General features: G+C 41.0%; 17 protein-coding genes and 1 tRNA gene. 16 read left to right on the forward strand and 2 right to left on the reverse strand.

Annotated elements, in window-relative coordinates:
• Positions 1-3: 3 nt before the first annotated feature.
• From ESA94_RS00780 to ESA94_RS00815, 8 genes are all read left to right on the forward strand, one after another.
• Complete coding sequence (locus tag ESA94_RS00780; protein ID WP_129128958.1) at positions 4-1,599, forward strand: SusD/RagB family nutrient-binding outer membrane lipoprotein; 1,596 nt, start codon at positions 4-6, stop codon at positions 1,597-1,599.
• Between the two features lie 222 nt (positions 1,600-1,821).
• Complete coding sequence (locus tag ESA94_RS00785; protein ID WP_129128959.1) at positions 1,822-3,408, forward strand: aldehyde dehydrogenase (NADP(+)); 1,587 nt, start codon at positions 1,822-1,824, stop codon at positions 3,406-3,408.
• Positions 3,409-3,446: 38 nt separating this feature from the next.
• Positions 3,447-5,165 (forward strand): IlvD/Edd family dehydratase, encoded by a 1,719-nt coding sequence (locus ESA94_RS00790; protein ID WP_129128960.1) that lies wholly within the window; start codon positions 3,447-3,449, stop codon positions 5,163-5,165.
• 10 nt (positions 5,166-5,175) lie between these two features.
• Positions 5,176-6,072, forward strand: a complete 897-nt coding sequence (locus ESA94_RS00795; protein ID WP_205755885.1) for an alpha/beta hydrolase — start codon at positions 5,176-5,178, stop codon at positions 6,070-6,072.
• A 17-nt stretch (positions 6,073-6,089) separates the two neighbouring features.
• Positions 6,090-6,920 (forward strand): fumarylacetoacetate hydrolase family protein, encoded by an 831-nt coding sequence (locus ESA94_RS00800; RefSeq protein WP_129128961.1) that lies wholly within the window; start codon positions 6,090-6,092, stop codon positions 6,918-6,920.
• A 31-nt stretch (positions 6,921-6,951) separates the two neighbouring features.
• Positions 6,952-8,112, forward strand: coding sequence for an endo-1,4-beta-xylanase (locus tag ESA94_RS00805; protein WP_205755886.1), 1,161 nt, complete (start codon positions 6,952-6,954; stop codon positions 8,110-8,112).
• Between the two features lie 41 nt (positions 8,113-8,153).
• Positions 8,154-9,461 carry a gluconate:H+ symporter gene (locus tag ESA94_RS00810; RefSeq protein WP_129128962.1) on the forward strand — a complete coding sequence of 436 codons (1,308 nt, stop codon included), beginning with the start codon at positions 8,154-8,156 and terminating at the stop codon, positions 9,459-9,461.
• A 113-nt stretch (positions 9,462-9,574) separates the two neighbouring features.
• Positions 9,575-9,811, forward strand: a complete 237-nt coding sequence (locus ESA94_RS00815; RefSeq protein ID WP_129128963.1) for a hypothetical protein — start codon at positions 9,575-9,577, stop codon at positions 9,809-9,811.
• Positions 9,812-10,326: 515 nt separating this feature from the next.
• On the opposite strand, the gene ESA94_RS00820 is transcribed toward ESA94_RS00815, so the two are convergent.
• Together ESA94_RS00820 and ESA94_RS00825 are read right to left on the reverse strand one after the other, a co-directional pair.
• Positions 10,327-10,400 (reverse strand) — tRNA-Pro (locus tag ESA94_RS00820).
• 3 nt (positions 10,401-10,403) lie between these two features.
• Complete coding sequence (locus tag ESA94_RS00825) at positions 10,404-10,646, reverse strand: GIY-YIG nuclease family protein (protein WP_129128964.1); 243 nt, start codon at positions 10,644-10,646, stop codon at positions 10,404-10,406.
• 194 nt (positions 10,647-10,840) lie between these two features.
• On the opposite strand from ESA94_RS00825, the gene ESA94_RS00830 reads away from it, so the two are divergent.
• The 8 genes from ESA94_RS00830 to ESA94_RS00865 all read left to right on the forward strand — a co-directional run bounded on the left by ESA94_RS00830 (position 10,841) and on the right by ESA94_RS00865 (position 17,606).
• Positions 10,841-12,106, forward strand: coding sequence for a dihydroorotase (locus ESA94_RS00830; RefSeq protein ID WP_129128965.1), 1,266 nt, complete (start codon positions 10,841-10,843; stop codon positions 12,104-12,106).
• 10 nt (positions 12,107-12,116) lie between these two features.
• Positions 12,117-12,662: a DUF4199 domain-containing protein gene (locus ESA94_RS00835; RefSeq protein WP_129128966.1), complete on the forward strand. Its 546-nt coding sequence runs from the start codon at positions 12,117-12,119 to the stop codon at positions 12,660-12,662.
• 7 nt (positions 12,663-12,669) lie between these two features.
• Positions 12,670-13,614, forward strand: a complete 945-nt coding sequence (locus tag ESA94_RS00840) for a glycosyltransferase family 2 protein (RefSeq protein ID WP_129128967.1) — start codon at positions 12,670-12,672, stop codon at positions 13,612-13,614.
• Between the two features lie 60 nt (positions 13,615-13,674).
• The gene (locus ESA94_RS00845; RefSeq protein WP_129128968.1) at positions 13,675-14,058 is read left to right on the forward strand and encodes a GxxExxY protein; all 384 of its coding nucleotides are present in this window, start codon (positions 13,675-13,677) and stop codon (positions 14,056-14,058) included.
• Between the two features lie 40 nt (positions 14,059-14,098).
• Positions 14,099-15,247 (forward strand): glycosyltransferase family 4 protein, encoded by a 1,149-nt coding sequence (locus tag ESA94_RS00850; protein WP_129128969.1) that lies wholly within the window; start codon positions 14,099-14,101, stop codon positions 15,245-15,247.
• 107 nt (positions 15,248-15,354) lie between these two features.
• Positions 15,355-15,939 (forward strand): D-sedoheptulose-7-phosphate isomerase, encoded by a 585-nt coding sequence (locus ESA94_RS00855; protein ID WP_129128970.1) that lies wholly within the window; start codon positions 15,355-15,357, stop codon positions 15,937-15,939.
• Positions 15,940-15,942: 3 nt separating this feature from the next.
• The gene (locus ESA94_RS00860; RefSeq protein WP_240670948.1) at positions 15,943-16,563 is read left to right on the forward strand and encodes a D-glycero-alpha-D-manno-heptose-1,7-bisphosphate 7-phosphatase; all 621 of its coding nucleotides are present in this window, start codon (positions 15,943-15,945) and stop codon (positions 16,561-16,563) included.
• Between the two features lie 38 nt (positions 16,564-16,601).
• Positions 16,602-17,606: a hypothetical protein gene (locus ESA94_RS00865; protein ID WP_129128971.1), complete on the forward strand. Its 1,005-nt coding sequence runs from the start codon at positions 16,602-16,604 to the stop codon at positions 17,604-17,606.
• Positions 17,607-17,663 lie beyond the last annotated feature (57 nt).

The raw sequence follows: 17,663 nt of genomic DNA on the forward strand, positions 1-17,663 counted from the left end.
AACATGCTGAAGATATTTAAACAACTCATCCTTATTATTTGCAGTGGCTGTTTACTTACAGCCTGTGATAAGGATTTTGAAAAAATAAATACCAACCCCTACGCTGTAACATCAATTGACCCTGCTCTTTTGTTAGCAGGTGCACAACGTACACATATCGGCACATGGAATGCAGAACATATCATTGTGCAGCAGTTTATTGTTCCATACAACACCGGGGCCAACCAGGGTTTCAGTTTCAATGTTGACATTGATGGGAACAGTAATCCCAAATGGGATCAATCATATTCCGCAGTGAATAATGGCAATGCACCTCCCGTAAAAAACCTTACACAGGCTTTGACACTTTTGAGTGCTAACACAACCCGCATCAATCTAAAGAGCATGATCCGCATCTGGAAAGCACAGGTGTTCATGGGATTGGTTGATGACTACGGAGATGTTCCTTACTCAGAAGCAGGAAAGGCAGTAATCGATGCAAAATTCTTTCCGAAATACGATGACGATGCAGCCATTTATGAGGACCTGTATAAAGAGATCAAAGAATCAACAGCAGCAATAAGTACAACAGGTGAATATATTTCTGCTGATCTTTTCTATGGTGCAAATGCGCAGGCATCAACTAAAACTTCAACTGTGGCAGACCAGGCAACAAAATGGAAAAAATTAGGTAATTCATTATTGCTACGCTTAGGAATGCGTTACAGTAAGCTTGATCCTGCAAAAGCTGCAACCATTGTAGCCGAAGCATTTGCCGGAGGAGTAATGACATCAAACGCAGATAATGCATTTGTAAAAAATGATGGAACAGCTTTTTCGCAGGCAGATAATGCAGCATTACGGAACTTCTCCCAATTTAACTATGCTGCAGAGCCATTTGTTAATCAATTAAAGCTTACCAATGATCCTCGTGGTAAATTCCTGATAGCACAATACCCCGATCCTGGTGCTATTGCAAATAATCTCACTCCTGATATGGTGTTGGCAAATCAATATGGTGTACCAATCGGCGTTACCAGCGATCAGATATTAGCTACAGGAAGCCCTTACAGAGGAGCAAGAGGATCAGGACTTAATTACTCTCAGTTCAATGTAAATATTGTTGCTGCACCGGGTGTACCTGAGTTTTGGGTTACTTATGCGCAAACATCTTTGTTACTGGCAGAGGCAGCAAAAAGAGGTTGGATTCCCGGAGGAGATGCACAAGCAAAGATCTATTATGACAATGCAATTGCAGCTGACATGGCATCCTATTCTCTTTACACCGGCACCACTCCTATCTCTGGTGCAGAAGTTCTTGCATATACAAATGATCCCGGTGTGGCATATACTCCTGCTGATGCGTTGAAGTTGATCAACACGCAATATTGGATCATTAATATCAGGAACGGAACAGAGGCATTTGCCAACTTCAGAAGAAGCGGCTTTCCTGCATTAACACCCAACCCTGTTGCAGGGGCACTTGGCAGTGTAGGTTTTGCAAGAAGGCTTTCATATCCTGATCTTGAAGCATCATCCAATACAGCACACTATAACAATGGAGCTGCAGCTATTGGCGGAGATAAATTAACATCAAGAGTATTTTGGGACAAACTATAGTAACATCGAAAAAAGTTTCCTCGGGATTTTATTTCTTGTTTGAGTCGATAGCGAAACTTTTTAAATGCAATTCAAAACGATCGGAGAAAATAAGACTGGAATAGTTTACTACAAATAGCTGAAGTAAGATCCAACTTGCATAGCATTATCGTTAGAAATAGACCTTTTGTATCTACAAAGGGTCTTTTCCATACCGACGCTTGCAATTAATCAACATTTAGTATGATAAAGAAAACGCAGATCATTGGGTTCAACACATCAATAGAAGGAACTGAAACGTTTTATTCGTTAAATCCTGCTAGCGGTGCAAATAACGAATATGTTTTTCCCAAAGCAACAAAGGAGGAAGTAAATACAGCAGCCGAAAAAGCGGCGGCTGCTTTTCAATTGTATTATAAAAAAAGCGGCGAAGAAAAAGCTTCTTTTTTAGAAGCAATTGCAGAAGAAATTAGCAACACCGGCGTGCATTTAATAACGGTGTGCAGCAGCGAAACCGGTTTACCCCCGGCACGCATTGAAAGTGAAAGAGGACGTACGGTGAATCAATTGAAAATGTTTGCTGCATTGTTGCGTGAAGGTTCATGGGTGGATGCTCGCATTGATACTGCTATACCGGATCGGGCTCCTGTTCCTAAACCTGACATACGATATATACAAATTGCAATTGGCCCGGTGGTTGTTTTTGGAGCAAGTAACTTTCCATTGGCCTTTTCTGTTGCGGGTGGCGATACTGCTTCTGCATTGGCGGCAGGTTGCCCGGTTATTGTAAAGGCACACAGTGCACATCCTGCCACTTCATCCATTATCGGCAAAGCAATTCAAACTGCCGCAATAAATACCAATATGCCCGATGGTGTTTTTTCATTGCTGTTTGGCGATGGCCCAGCTGCCGGCATGGAGTTGGTAAAACATCCAGACATTAAAGCAGTTGGCTTTACTGGTTCATACAAAGGAGGAAAAGCGTTGTATGATGCAGCTGTTAGTCGTCCTGAGCCCATACCTGTATATGCAGAAATGGGCAGCAGTAATCCTGTTTTTATTTTACCACAAGCGATGAATGAACGAGGCGCCGCTATTGCCGCAGGTTATGCTGCATCTATTACATTGGGTGTTGGACAGTTTTGTACCAATCCCGGTCTCCTGTTTTACAAAGAGAATGAAAGTAAATTCAAAAACATATTGAAACTGGAATTTGAAAAAGCAAACGGAGGTGTAATGCTGGCTCCTGCAATTTATCATTCGTATACAAAGGCTGTAGAACAACAGTTGCATGTAAACGGTGTGGTTCAATTAGCAACCGGTGCCGCAGCAAAAGGAAATGAAAGCAATTATGCTACACCGGTATTGCTGGCAACAAGTAGCGAAACATTTAACAACAACCCGGAATTAAGCGAAGAAATATTTGGTCCGGCAAGCATTACCATCAATACTACAGGGAAAAAAGAGATGATCGAGATTGCTAAAAAACTTTCAGGACACCTCACTGCTACTATTCATGGAACAGAAGACGAATTGGAGGAGTATAAAGATCTCATACATATTCTTGAGCAGAAAGTTGGGAGACTTGTTATTAATGGATTTCCAACAGGTGTAGAAGTATGCAGCGCAATGGTGCATGGTGGCCCATTCCCTGCAACCACCGATAGCAAGCACACGTCGGTTGGTACTGCAGCTATCAATCGTTTTACAAGACCGGTATGTTATCAAAATATGCCTGACGCTTTATTGCCGGCAGAATTAAGAAACAAAAACACGTTGGGTATTTGGCGTTTAATTAATGGTGTAAGAACCAATAAAGATGTTGAATAGACAGCAATGTTCCCCGTGAAATTTATAAACAGAAAAAGATGAGCACACATTTGAGAAGCCACGATTGGTTTGGCCGCAAAGACAAAGACGGAATTATTTACCGCAGCTGGATGAAGAATCAGGGCATGCCAACAGATATGTTTGATGGCAGACCGGTGATCGGCATTTGCAATACGTTCAGTGAACTCACACCTTGCAATGCACATTTTCGTGATCATGCAGAAGCAGTGAAACGTGGCGTGTTGGAAGCAGGTGGTTTTCCTGTTGAGTTTCCGATCATGAGTTTGGGTGAGACTTTGCTAAAACCAACAGCGATGTTGTTTCGCAATTTGGCAAGTATGGATGCAGAAGAAAGTATTCGTGGTAACCCGATCGATGGCGTGGTGTTATTGACCGGTTGCGATAAAACAACTCCGAGTACTGTGATGGGTGCAGCGAGTGTTGGCTTGCCTACGATAGTTGTTCCGGGTGGACCAATGTTAAACGGACGTTACAAAGGACAAACCATCGGAAGTGGTACACATGTGTGGAAGTTTGATGAAGACATGAAGACGGGAAAGATGACGCAGGAAGAATGTGAATATGCAGAAAGTTGTATGAGCCGTAGCATTGGTCATTGTATGACGATGGGCACTGCAAGTACCATGGCTGTGATGGTTGAATCATTGGGTTTAACATTGAGTGGCGCATCTGCTATTCCTGCAGCTGACAGTCGTAAAAAAGTAATGGCACAGTTGAGTGGAAGGCGCATTGTTGAAATGGTGAAAGAGAATTTAACCATCGATAAAATATTAACAAGAGAAGCATTTGAAAATGCCATTAAAGTAAATGCAGCCGTTGGTGGTTCTTCAAACTTTATTATTCATCTCGCTGCCATTGCCGGAAGAATTGGCGTTGATCTGAAGTTGGATGATTTTGATGCGATCGGTAGTAAGATCCCTCTCCTGCTCAACCTGATGCCTTCAGGAAAATATTTGATGGAAGATTTTTATTATGCAGGTGGATTACCAGTGATCTTAAATGAACTGAAAAAAGAATTGCATCAAAACGTTATTACTGTTACAGGAAAAAATCACCAGGAGAATATTGTTGGCACAACAGATAACTATAATGCTGATGTAATTGCTGCATACAACAAACCATTTATTCCGGAAGCTGGCATTGTGGTGGTGAAAGGCAATCTTGCAGAGAATGGTGCTGTTATTAAACCATCGGCTGCAACACCTGCATTAATGAAACATACCGGCAGAGCAGTGGTGTTTGAAAGTATTGAAGATTATCATGCACGTGTGGATGATCCTGAATTGGATATTGATGAAAACTGTGTAATGGTGTTGAAATATGTTGGCCCGGTTGGTTACCCGGGTATGCCGGAGGTGGGTAATATGGCTTTGCCGAAAAAAATATTGGAGAAGGGAATTAAAGATATGGTGCGCATCAGCGATGGAAGAATGAGTGGTACTGCGTATGGTACGGCTGTATTGCATGTAAGTCCTGAAAGCGCAATTGGTGGTGCATTGGCATTGGTGCAGAATGGTGATATGATCGAACTAAATGTTGAGAAGCGATTATTGCACTTGCATGTTAGTGATGAAGAATTGGCTAAACGCAGAGCAGCCTGGGCATCACCTAAACCTGCAGCTACTCGTGGTTATGTAAGTATGTATATTAAACATGTGATGGGTGCAGATAAAGGTGCTGATCTTGATTTTTTACAAGGAAGCAGCGGCAGTGAAGTAACAAGAGATTCACATTAAATCCAACTTGATGATGAATGAAAAAATTGAAAACACATTCATGAAAGAAGTATTGTGCTTTGTCTTCCTGATTTTCAGTTCAACTCTGTTTGCTCAGGATTCGATTTACAAATTAGGCCCTCATTCGCATCCGAAAGATGGCGTTCCAAAAGGAACCGTAACAAAGCATGAATGGAAAAGCAGGCTCTATAATAATTTTCGTGAGTATTACATTTATGTGCCGGCTCAATATGATGCAACTAAACCTGCAGCATTAATGGTATTTCAGGATGGGCATAGCTATGTAAATGATTCAGGCGACTTTCGTGTGCCGGTTGTTTATGATAATTTAATTCATCAGAAAAAATTACCTGTCACAATTTGCTTGTTTGTGAATCCTGGTCATCCTACAAATGATTACCCACCTAACAGGTTTGCAGCAAGAAACCGTGCAGATGAATATGATGTGCTGGATGATCGTTATTCTACGCTGTTGATAGATGAAATTATTCCGGAAGTAAAAAAGCAATACAATATCAGCAATGATCCGAAGATGCATGGCATTGGCGGTTTATCGAGTGGAGCAATTTGTGCTTTCACCGTAGCGTGGGAACATCCTGAATATTTCAGCAAGGTGCTTAGTCATATTGGTAGCTATACAAATATCCGTGGAGGAAATAATTATCCATCGATCATTCGTAAACATAAAAAGAAAGATATTAAGATCTTTATGCAGGATGGCACTAACGATCTGGACAATGAACATGGCAACTGGTGGTTGGCAAACCTTGAAATGGAATCTGCCTTTCAATTTAAAGGCTATGAATTTAAATTTGAAAAAGGATCAGGCACACATAGTGGTAAACATGGCGGCAGTATATTACCTGAGTCGCTGCTCTGGCTATGGAGCGATGCAATGAACAAATAAATAGCAATCATACAAACATGAAATTATTTAAAACGAAAGCAGGCGTTGTAATTGAACAGAACAACCAGTTTTTTTTAGTAGCAAACGAAAGTTGGGATACATTCATTAATGATGATAACGTACTTGTAAAAGCAACATCGCTAGTTGCAAATCTTCCTACAGTTGATCCTTCAGTAGTAAATGAAGTACTGGTGCCTATGGGCAGCAACCAGGAATTATGGGCTTGTGGTGTTACCTATTACAGAAGCATGGTGGGCCGCAAGGAAGAAAGCAAAGCAGCAGGCGGTGCCGATTTTTACAGCAAAGTATATGAAGCCGAACGCCCTGAATGTTTTTTCAAAAGCCCCTTTCATCGTGTTGTTGGTAGCAACGATTATGTACGCATCCGTAAAGACAGTACATGGGATGTGCCTGAACCCGAATTGACTTTGGTAGTAACATCATCCGGAAAAATTATTGGTTACACAGTGGGAAACGATATGAGCAGCCGCAGTATTGAAGGAGAAAATCCATTGTATTTGCCTCAGGCAAAAACATACGATGCCTGTGCGGCAGTTGGTCCATGTGTTTATCTTACAAACGATCCACTCGATCCAGATACAACTATTCAACTTATAATCAAACGTAATGCTGCTGTGGTATTTGAAGGAACTATTGCCATTAGTCAAATGAAACGCACAGCACAGGAATTGGGTTCATTTATTTATCGTGAAAGCAGTTTTCCGCATGGTTGTTTAATTATGACGGGTACTGGCATTGTGCCCGGCAGTGATTTCACTTTACAAAGCGGTGATGAAATAAGAATTTCAATTGAGGGTATTGGCGAATTAGTGAACACCGTGAAGTAATCAATTGCCATCAATAAAAAAACAAGTTCCGTTGAAACAGTTACGCTATTTATTATTTGTATTACCACTTATTGTTATTGGCTTCGCCTCCATGAAAAAAGTAAATCGAACGATTGCTCCCGATCAAACATTAAAAGATGTGTACAAGGATGCATTCCTCATTGGTGCGGCCGTTACCCCAGCCATTACATCAGGTGCCGATAAAGCTTCGCAGGATATTGTAGTAAAACATTTCAATACCATTACCGTTGAAAATGTGATGAAGGCTGCCCTGATCAATCCGGAGCCCGGTGTGTTTAATTTCAAACCTGCAGATGATTTTGTTGCCTTCGGCGAAAAGAACAAGATGTTTATCATCGGTCACACATTGGTATGGCACAATCAATGTCCTGCATGGTTTTTTACAAATGCACAGGGAAAACCAAATACAAAAGAAGAACAGATCGAACGGTTGCGGAGTCATATACAAACTGTTGCCGGACGATATGCCGGTCGTGTACATGCATGGGATGTGGTGAACGAAGTAATTGATGAAGATGGAAACTACCGGCCCACAACATGGGTAAATGCATTTGGTAACGGTGATACATTGGTGAAATATGCATTTGAGTTTGCTGCACAATATGCGCCCAACACAGAATTGTATTATAACGATTTCAATGCATGGCGTCCTTCAAAACGGGATGGCATTGTTCGGCTGGTAAAAATGTTGCAGAAGGAAGGCATACGTATTGATGGTGTGGGTATGCAAGGTCATTGGGGATTGAATTATCCTAAAACAAAATACATTGAAGAGGCGATTGATGCATATGCTGGCTGTAATGTAAAAGTGATGATCACGGAACTGGATGTGGATGTACTGCCGTTAACAAAAGAAGGACAGATCATTGGTCAAGGGATGGCTGATAAACAATTTCAACTTGAAGAGTTCAAAACATTTTTGGATCCTTATCAAAAAGGTTTACCCGATAGTGTGCAACGTTTACTAACAAATAGATATGCAGAGTTTTTCAGTATCTTTTACAAACGAAGAGATAAGATCGATCGTGTAACACTGTGGGGAGTGCACGATGGAATGAACTGGAAAAATGATTATCCCATACCACGACGCACAAATTATCCTTTGTTATGGGATCGTCAACGACAATCCAAACCTGCCTTGCAGGCAATAATGGCAGTTCCCGGTAAATAAAAATTTGCTGTCTTATACGGCAGCCCTCAACGATTGTTTGCATGCAGTTATTCATTATACTTAGCGCTATTCTTTTACAGGTATTTCTCACTGTAAAAAAGATCAACCCGTTTATCTCCTTATTAATTGTGGCAATTCTTGCAGGCCTTGCATTAGGCATGCCCGCTCCTGCTTTGCTGAAATCAATTGAAAAAGGAGTTGGTAATACATTAGGTGGATTGGCGTTGATCCTTTGCCTCGGTGCAGTGCTTGGAAAAATTTTAGAAGCAAGCGGTGCAGCGGAAAAAATTGCCATCACCCTTATAAAAAAATTCGGCGAACAAAATATTCAATGGGCAGTATTGCTCACCGGTTTTTTAATTGGTATTCCGTTATATTATAACGCTGGTTTTGTTATTCTTGTGCCGCTGGTATTTATGCTGGCACGCAAAACAGGATTGCCGCTGTTGTATATCGCTATACCCATGGCTGCATCGCTCAGCACTACGCATTGTTTTTTACCACCACATCCGGGTCCTGTTGTATTGGTGAATGCATTTAAAGCAGATATGGGAACGGTGTTGATGTATGGAATTGTTATTGCCATACCTGCGGTAATAGTTGCCGGCCCATTCCTTGGGCGATTGGTGAAAGGCATCACATCAAAAGAAACGAACCTGTTCACGTCAATAGAAACAGAATGGAAAGAACTGCCTGCAGCCTTACCAAGTTTTTTAATTGCCTTACTTCCTGTTTTACTTATTTCGCTGGCTGTTCTTGCACAAAATTTCCTGGCAGATGGATTACTGAAAACCGCTTTCCTGTTTATCGGCGATTCAACCATTGCCTTACTACTTGCAGTATTGCTTGCATTTTATGTGTTTGGTGTGCGGAAGAAGATCAGCATGGACAAGCAAATGAAATGGCTCAACGATGGTATCTCCGGCATTGCCATGATCTTACTCATTATTACAGCTGGTGGTGTATTTAAACAGGTGTTGCAGGATAGTGGCACCGGCGATTACATTGCATCGTTCAGCAGCAAATGGCAAATGCCTCCGTTGATCTTTGCATGGGTGATCACTGCATTACTTCGTGTCACCATAGGTTCAGCAACAGTTGCAGGTATTACTGCTGCGGGTATTGTTGCACCGCTAGTAACGAGTGGAACTGCATCACCCGAGTTAATGGTATTGGCCGTTGGTAGTGGCAGTGTATTTGGTTCGCACATCAACGATTCCGGCTTCTGGATGTATAAAGAATTTTTCAAACTATCACTCAAACAAACATTTCTTTCGTGGACGGTGATGGAAACAATGATTTCAATTTTGGGGTTGATAGGTGTTTTGTTATTAAACTATTTTATCTGATCACTGGATAACGTAATTTATTCCGCAGTGTTTTCTTTCCTGTTATAAAGCAATTGGATTCTGAGATCAGTCACCTATGAATTTCGGATACTAACTAATTAAAATGGGAGCTTATGGAAATCAACATTATCTCTGCTGAAAAGCGTGTCATTACGTACTTGATCGAAATACCTGGAGACTTGAAACACTACCAGCCAAAACTTGCAAACAATATTGTGGCAACGGATTCATTTGGCAATATACTTTTCCATGAAGTGAACGAGGGACGTTTTTCTATCTGGACCAGTCATTACCTGATAAAAGAAGATGCCGGATTTATTGCTACAGGTGTTGATTTGTTCTTTTGCTGAAAATTCTGCGTTTACGCCATCAACTGTAATGCGCACATAAATATGTGCTCCCTGTTTATCTGCCTTGCATTTTCGTAAAAGAAAACAACGCTGAATGTTTGTCGTTCCATAACGTTGTCTCGTTTGAGGTTTGAAATGATTTGAAATTCACTCTTCACGAAATACCAGTCCGCAGTTTCAAATCCATTTCGAATCCTCTGTTTCGTCTTGACTAAATTTGAGACGACAGTATGGATTGCAATGAATTAGATGCTTCTCAGTGAGTACAATTCAAATGCCTGAATGTACTCACCGATTTACACCATTTTTTTGAGTTTTTTTAATATGATTTGACAGAGACAAAATAAAAAAGACTGCAAATCAGCTGATTCTATAGAGATTGATTCAACTTAGAATCACCATAGTCGGGATGACTGGATTCGAACTAGCGATCTTCCGCCTATTGCGGGATGCGTTACCGTTCAATGTTTTATGAAACACAAAAGCTTCACTTTTCAGTGAAGCTTTTTATTCAGTCGGGACGACTAGATTCGAACTAGCGACCCCTTGCACCCCATGCAAGTGCGCTACCGGGCTGCGCTACGTCCCGAACTCATACAAGACCTTGATCCTGTAAGTATCTTTTGATTCCTCTTTTTTTTATTTTCAATTCCAGTTGAGCTGCACTTGATCGAGAAGTGCATTCAAATGTTGTAATTAAAATCCAAGGAATACCTTTTGATGTATAATTACCTTTTCCTGCATTATGCTGATTTAATCTGATACTTACATTTTCAGTATAGCCAGCATAATACTTTTCTAAAGAACTACTAAAGAGAATATATACGTAAAACATAAACTCTCTATTTTGATCAGCAGCCCTCCCGCCTCCGGCGGGATGCGCTACCGGGCTGCGCTACGTCCCGAACAAAGAACGAAAATCCACCCCTGGATTTCATTCGGGGTTGCAAATGTAAGAATTCTATCTATTTGACACAAAATCAATCAAAAAAAACGATCTTAGCGGCGCAATAATTATCCTATAGGTACATGACTATTCTTATTCGTCAGGCGCATATTATCGATCCGCTTTCAACTTTTCATAAGAGTACACAAGATGTTTTTATTGAGAACGGCCGCATCAGCAAAATCGGTTCACTACCCGATCAGCAAGCCGATAAAGTGATTGAAGCAAATAACCTGCATCTGTCACCAGGCTGGGTTGATGTGTTTGCTCATTTTTGCGATCCGGGTTTTGAGTTTAAAGAAACATTGGAAACAGGTATTGCAGCTGCAGCAGCTGGTGGCTTTACCGAAGTGCTCCTCTTGCCTAATACCAATCCGATCGTAACAGGTAAGTCGCAGGTAGAGTACATGGTGCAGAAAGCAAAAAATGAAGTGGTGAGTGTACATCCGTTGGGTGCAGTTACCAAACAAACAGAGGGTAAAGAGCTTGCAGAAATGTACGATATGAAAGCTGCAGGTGCTGTTGCTTTTACTGATGGATTACACCCTGTACAATCTGCAGGTTTGTTGTTGAAAGCACTGCAGTATGTGAAAGCATTTGAGGGAACGATCATCCAAATACCCGACGATAAAACGATCGGCACTTATGGTTTAATGAATGAAGGCATCATCAGTACAAGACTGGGTTTGCCGGGCAAACCAATTCTTGCAGAAGAAATTCAGGTTGCCAGAGATATTAAACTTGCACGTTATGCTGAATCGAAACTGCATTTCACAGGTATTACATCGCCAAAGAGTATTGATTATATTAACCGTGCAAAACAAAGCGGTGCAGCTATCAGTTGCTCGGTAACGCCTGCTCATCTTTATTTTACCGATGAAGATCTGCAGACCTACGATACCAACCTTAAATTATATCCGCCGGTGCGTACAGCAAATGAACGTGATGCTTTAAGACAAGCTGTTTTAAATGGTGGCATCGATTGTATTACTACACACCACGAGCCACATGAATATGATAGTAAAGTGTGTGAGTTTGAATATGCAAAACCCGGTATGATTGGTCTTGAAACATGTTACGGTGTAATGGGGGCTGTATTTGCTGATGCGTTGAGTACAGAACGTTGGGTTGAGCTGGTTTGCAGCAATCCACGTAAATTGATGCAGCTTTCGCAACCTGTAATTAAAGAAGGTGAACCGGCGAATGTAACAATCTTCGATCCGATGGCGACATATGTGTTTACTGAAGATGCCATTCGTTCCAAATCGAAAAATTCTGCCTTTGTTGGTAAGGAATTAAAAGGTAAAGTGATTGGCATCATCAATAACAATCAACTAAAACTCAACTAAACTTTTGTTTATGGAAACAAAGCAATCAAATCCCTTATTACAGTTCGGTCTTTTGTCGGCTCTTATTGGTGTTATCGCTTATATTGGTTTGTATCTGGGCGGTGTAAAAATTTTAATGAGTCCGTTGGCTTTTGTTACCAGTTATGTACTGCCGATTATTTTTGCTGTAATGGCCTGCATTGCGGCTAAAAAGCAAAATCATGGATTTCTTGAATTTGGTAAAGCATTAAAAATAAGCTTTGGTGTTTTTGTGCTTACTGCACTGGCCGTTTCTGTTCTTTCTTATATACTTTTTAATTTCATTGATCTTGAATTTAAACAGGCAATGGTTGAAGAATCGTTGAATATGTCGGAAAAGATGCTGAAAAAATTCGGTGCATCGCAGGATCAGATAGAAAAAGCTATGGATGAGGCAAGAAAGAAAGACAGCTTCAGTATTGGCAACATGCTGCTGGGTTTTGCTTTCAGTTGTTTTATTTATTTCCTCTTCTCTTTGATTATTGCTGCAATTGTGAAAAAGAAGAATCCCGAAAACGAAATGCCACAAACACTTTAAACTACACATGAACTTAAGCATAGTTATACCCCTGAAAGATGAAGCCGAATCGTTACCGGAGCTTTGTGCATGGATTGAACGTGTGGTAAACGAACAGCAGCTGAGCTACGAAATTATTTTGGTTGATGATGGCAGTACAGATGATTCCTGGAAAGTGATCAAGGAATTGCGTTCGGCCAACAGCAACATTAAAGGCATTCGCTTTCAACGGAACTATGGTAAGTCTGCTGCGTTGAACGAAGGTTTTAAAGCTGCACTTGGTGAAGTTGTGATTACAATGGATGCTGATTTGCAGGATAGTCCCGATGAAATTCCTGAGTTATATAAAATGATTACAGCTGATGGTTTTGATTTGGTGAGTGGCTGGAAAAAAGTGCGTTATGATAATACGCTCACAAAAAATATTCCGTCGAAATTGTTTAATGCAGCTACCCGTAAAATGAGTGGCATTTACCTGCACGATTTTAATTGCGGACTAAAGGCATACAATGGTCGTGTGGTAAAAAGCATAGAAGTATATGGCGAAATGCATCGCTATATTCCTGTGTTAGCCAAGTGGGCAGGGTTTCGTAACATTGGGGAGAAAGTTGTTGAACATCGTAAACGCAAATACGGTGTAACCAAGTTTGGCTGGGATCGTTTTGTAAATGGATTCCTCGATCTTGCAACCATTACATTCGTGGGCAAGTTTGGTAAACGCCCAATGCACTTTTTTGGTTTGTGGGGTTCCTTGTTTTTTCTGCTGGGTTTTGGAATCAGTGCTTATCTCGTTATAGCCAAGCTGGTTGATTTTAACTTCTCCATCACCAATCGTCCAACATTTTTTATTGCGTTGGTGGCAATGGTTATTGGTACACAATTATTTCTTGCCGGTTTTATTGGAGAGTTGATCAGTCGAAGTTCTTCCGAAAGAAATTTTTATTTAATTGGAGAGAAAGCAGGGATAGAATAAAATAGAAACACAGATTTGACTGATTGGATAGATTTACACTGATTACTCAACTTTAGATCTATGTATCTTCATCAGGAGCTGACCGAAAAAATCATTCGTTGTTTTTATAACGTATACAATGAACTCGGGTACGGCTTTCTTGAAAAAGTATATGAAAATGATTTGCTGATTGAGTTGAGAAATAACGGGCTTAGTGCTGAAAGTCAGTTCCCAATCAAAGTATATTATCAGGAAAAAGAAGTGGGTAGTTATTATGCGGATATTTTAGTAGAAGGTAAGGTGATACTTGAATTAAAAGCAGGCGATATGGAGGAAACAATTCTTAATCATGAATTGCAGATCACAAACTATCTAAAAGCTACAAATTACGAAGTCGGTCTTTTGCTGTTATTTGGTACCAAACCGCAGGTTAAACGAAAAATTTTCACTAACGATCTAAAATAAATCTGTTCAATCAGCAGAATCAGTTTAATCAGTGACTCCATTGCATTCATCCAAAAAAATAATCATCCTCGGTCCTGCTCATCCCCTTCGTGGTGGTATCGCCATTTTTAATGAGCGTTTGGCAAGGCAGTTTCAAAACGAAGGACATGATGTAAGTATTTATTCTTTCAGCCTGCAATATCCCGGCTTTTTGTTTCCCGGTACAACACAATACTCATCCGAACCTGCACCTGCCGATCTCAACATCAACATTAAAGTCAACTCCATTAATCCAATCAACTGGCTTTTAGTTGGCAACGAAATCAAAACGCAAAAGCCCGATCTGTTGATTGTGCGTTACTGGTTGCCGTTAATGGGCCCCGCATTGGGTACTATTCTTCGTCGAATAAAATCGAACGGCCATACAAAAATTGTCTGCATAGCCGATAATGTGGTGCCACACGAAAAACGTACAGGCGATCATGCATTCACAAAGTATTTTATAAAGCCTGTGGATGCATTTGTGACCATGAGCGAAAAAGTGATGACTGATCTGCGCAGCTTTACCCACACAAAACCAGCAGTATTGCAACCGCATCCGTTATACGATGTATTTGGTAATGCTGTTTCAAAAGAAGAAGCCAGAACTCACCTCAACATCAATCAAAACGATTTCATCTTTCTGTTCTTTGGATTTATCCGTAAATACAAAGGACTGGATATGCTGCTTGAAGCTTTCAGCAAGCTGAACAACCATAAACAAAAAACGATAAACTATAAACTTCTTATCGCTGGTGAGTTTTACGAAGACCGAAAACACTACGATGAACTGATTGCACAACTGGGCATTGCAGACGACCTGATTCTTAAAACAGAATTCATTGCCGACAGTGAAGTGAAATATTATCTCTGTGCTTCTGATGTGGTGGTACAACCTTACCGTAATGCAACACAGAGTGGTGTTACTCCCCTTGCCTATCACTTTGAAATTCCCATGATCGTTACCAATGTGGGTGGCCTCCCTGCATTTGTACCACAGGGAAAAGTGGGGTTGGTTTGCGAGCCCGATGCGGCTTCAATAGCAGAAGCAATGCAGCAATACGTGCAAACAGGAGCCGCACATTTTCTACCTTACCTGCAGGAAGAGAAAAAGAAATACGGCTGGGATAAAATGACAGTGGCTATTCTGCAACTGGCTGCATCGGTGTAACAGGTATGCCATACCTATTACCAGGCTGAATATAATCATGAATATTGATAGGTATGGCATACCTATCGTACGAACAGCCAGCAGCTTTTTTCATTTACATTTGCACAATGAACGAACAGATCAAACAGATCATCAGCGATTCAATAGCTGTAAAACAGCAATTACTTGGCGATGAAGCAATGCTTACAAAGATCAACGACATCAGTAATTTAATTGTTGATGCATTTCGTGCAGAAAAGAAAATTCTTTTTTGCGGCAACGGCGGCAGTGCTGCCGATGCGCAACATTTGGCTGCAGAACTCAGCGGTCGTTTCTACCTCGATCGGGATGCATTACCTGCCGAAGCCTTGCATGTAAACACATCCTACCTTACAGCTATTGCCAACGATTACAGTTTTGAAGTGGCCTATGCACGTTATATTAAAGGTGTTGGACATGCAGGCGATATACTTGTTGGTTTATCAACTTCCGGTAATTCAACCAACATTATCGAAGCATTTAAGGCAGCAAAAGAAAAAGGAATGATCACCATTGGTTTTACCGGCGCAAGCGGCGGCAAACTGAAAGAATGGAGCGATCATCTGTTCAATGTGCCATCAACTGTTACGCCACGCATACAGGAAAGCCACATTATGCTCGGCCATATTATCTGTCAGTTGGTCGAAGAGCGATATTTCAATCCAAAGAATTGATGCATGATCCACACAACACTTACAACAAACGTTCCGGCCAATACCGCTTATTTTATGCCTTTGCCACATAAAGAATTACCAGCTGTTACAAACGAATGGACTTTGTTTCTCGATCGTGATGGTGTTATTAATAAAGATGTGGTGGGCGATTACATTAAAAGCTGGAGCGAATTCCATTTTACCGAAGGAACATTGGATGCTATTGCTGCATTATCGAAATTATTCGATTGCATTTTTGTGGTTACCAACCAGGCAGGTGTTGGTAAAGGATTGATGAGCGAAGAAACGCTGGAAGAAATTCATGCAAACATGCTACAGGAAATTGTTGCAGCCGGAGGACGTATTGATAAGATCTATTTCTGCACATCAACCGATAACAAACACATCAACCGCAAACCCAATCCCGGTATGGCTTTACAGGCCAAGCAGGATTTTCCGGAAATTGATTTAAAGAAATCGATCATGGTGGGTAACATGCCTAACGATATGTGGTTTGGCAGAAAGTTCGGCGCATTTACTGTTTATCTTCCTACCCGTCCCGAAGAAAAGCCCGACCCCTCCACTGTGGATGCACAGTATAAAGATTTGTTAGCATTTGCACAAGCTCTCAGCAGCAAGGCTTAAAACACAATAATTTTGCCTTTAAACAGTTAATAGCATCAATGAAGAACCTGTTTACCTTTCTTGCGCTTTTTATTGCAGCAACTGCTTCGGCACAGAAATTTACTCCTGCTGAGTTAAAGCAGTTTCGTTTGCGTGAAGATTCGCTGAAAAAATTCGGTTATGAAATTGTGCGTGGTAAAGATGCAGCCGTTCGCTTCCGCAGCGACAGCAACTTTACACGTATTCTTGTTCGAGCAATCGTTCAGGATAAATCATTTCAATATCCGTTCGATTCGTTGAAGACCATTTCGAAAATTTATAGTGAAGACAGTTCGTTCCGCATATTTACCTGGCAGGTAGTAAAGGATGATGATTATTGCAGGCAAAAAGGATTTATCCAGTTTCGGAACCCCAAAGGTGCTGAAAAATTTATTCCGCTGCGTGATGCAGATCAGTTTATTGCGAACGACGTAGATACCATTGCCAACAATCTGTGGTGGATTGGTGCAGTGTATTACCGCATTGTAGAAAAAGAATTCAACGGTAAAAAATATTACACACTGTTTGGTTACGATGAGAACGATACACGTACAACCCGTAAATGGCTCGATGTAATGTGGTTCGATGAAAATGAAAAACCCGTGTTTGGTAAACAGGGTGCGTTTTCGTTTGCACAGGATTCTGTACCAAAGCCTGCCACGAATCGTTTTTTGCTGGAGTACAAAAAAGATGGCCGTGCACGTGTGCAATACGATGAAGAATTGGATATGATCATCTTCGATCATCTTGTATCAGAAACAAGTGAACCCGGCAAAAAATACACACTCATCCCCGATGGCGATTACGAAGGCTTTAAATGGGAAAACGGGCAATGGCAACACATCGATAAAGTTTTCAACTTTAAATTAGAAGACGGACAGGCACCTGTACCTGAAGCAATTGATTTCAACAACCGTCTATTACGTGGTGAAATTATTGAGGAAGCACCTCCAACAGCGCCCAAACAACAACCGCAGAAAAAGCCGGTTGCAAAACCACCGGTGAAAAAGAAAACAGGGAATTAAAAATAAAGGCCACAGCAAGTGGCTTTTGTATTCTTCAGGCTACCAACTAAGACGTAG

The sequence above is a fragment of the Lacibacter luteus genome (assembly GCF_004118265.1).
In the GTDB taxonomy this organism is placed as follows: Bacteria; Bacteroidota; Bacteroidia; order Chitinophagales; family Chitinophagaceae; genus Lacibacter; species Lacibacter luteus.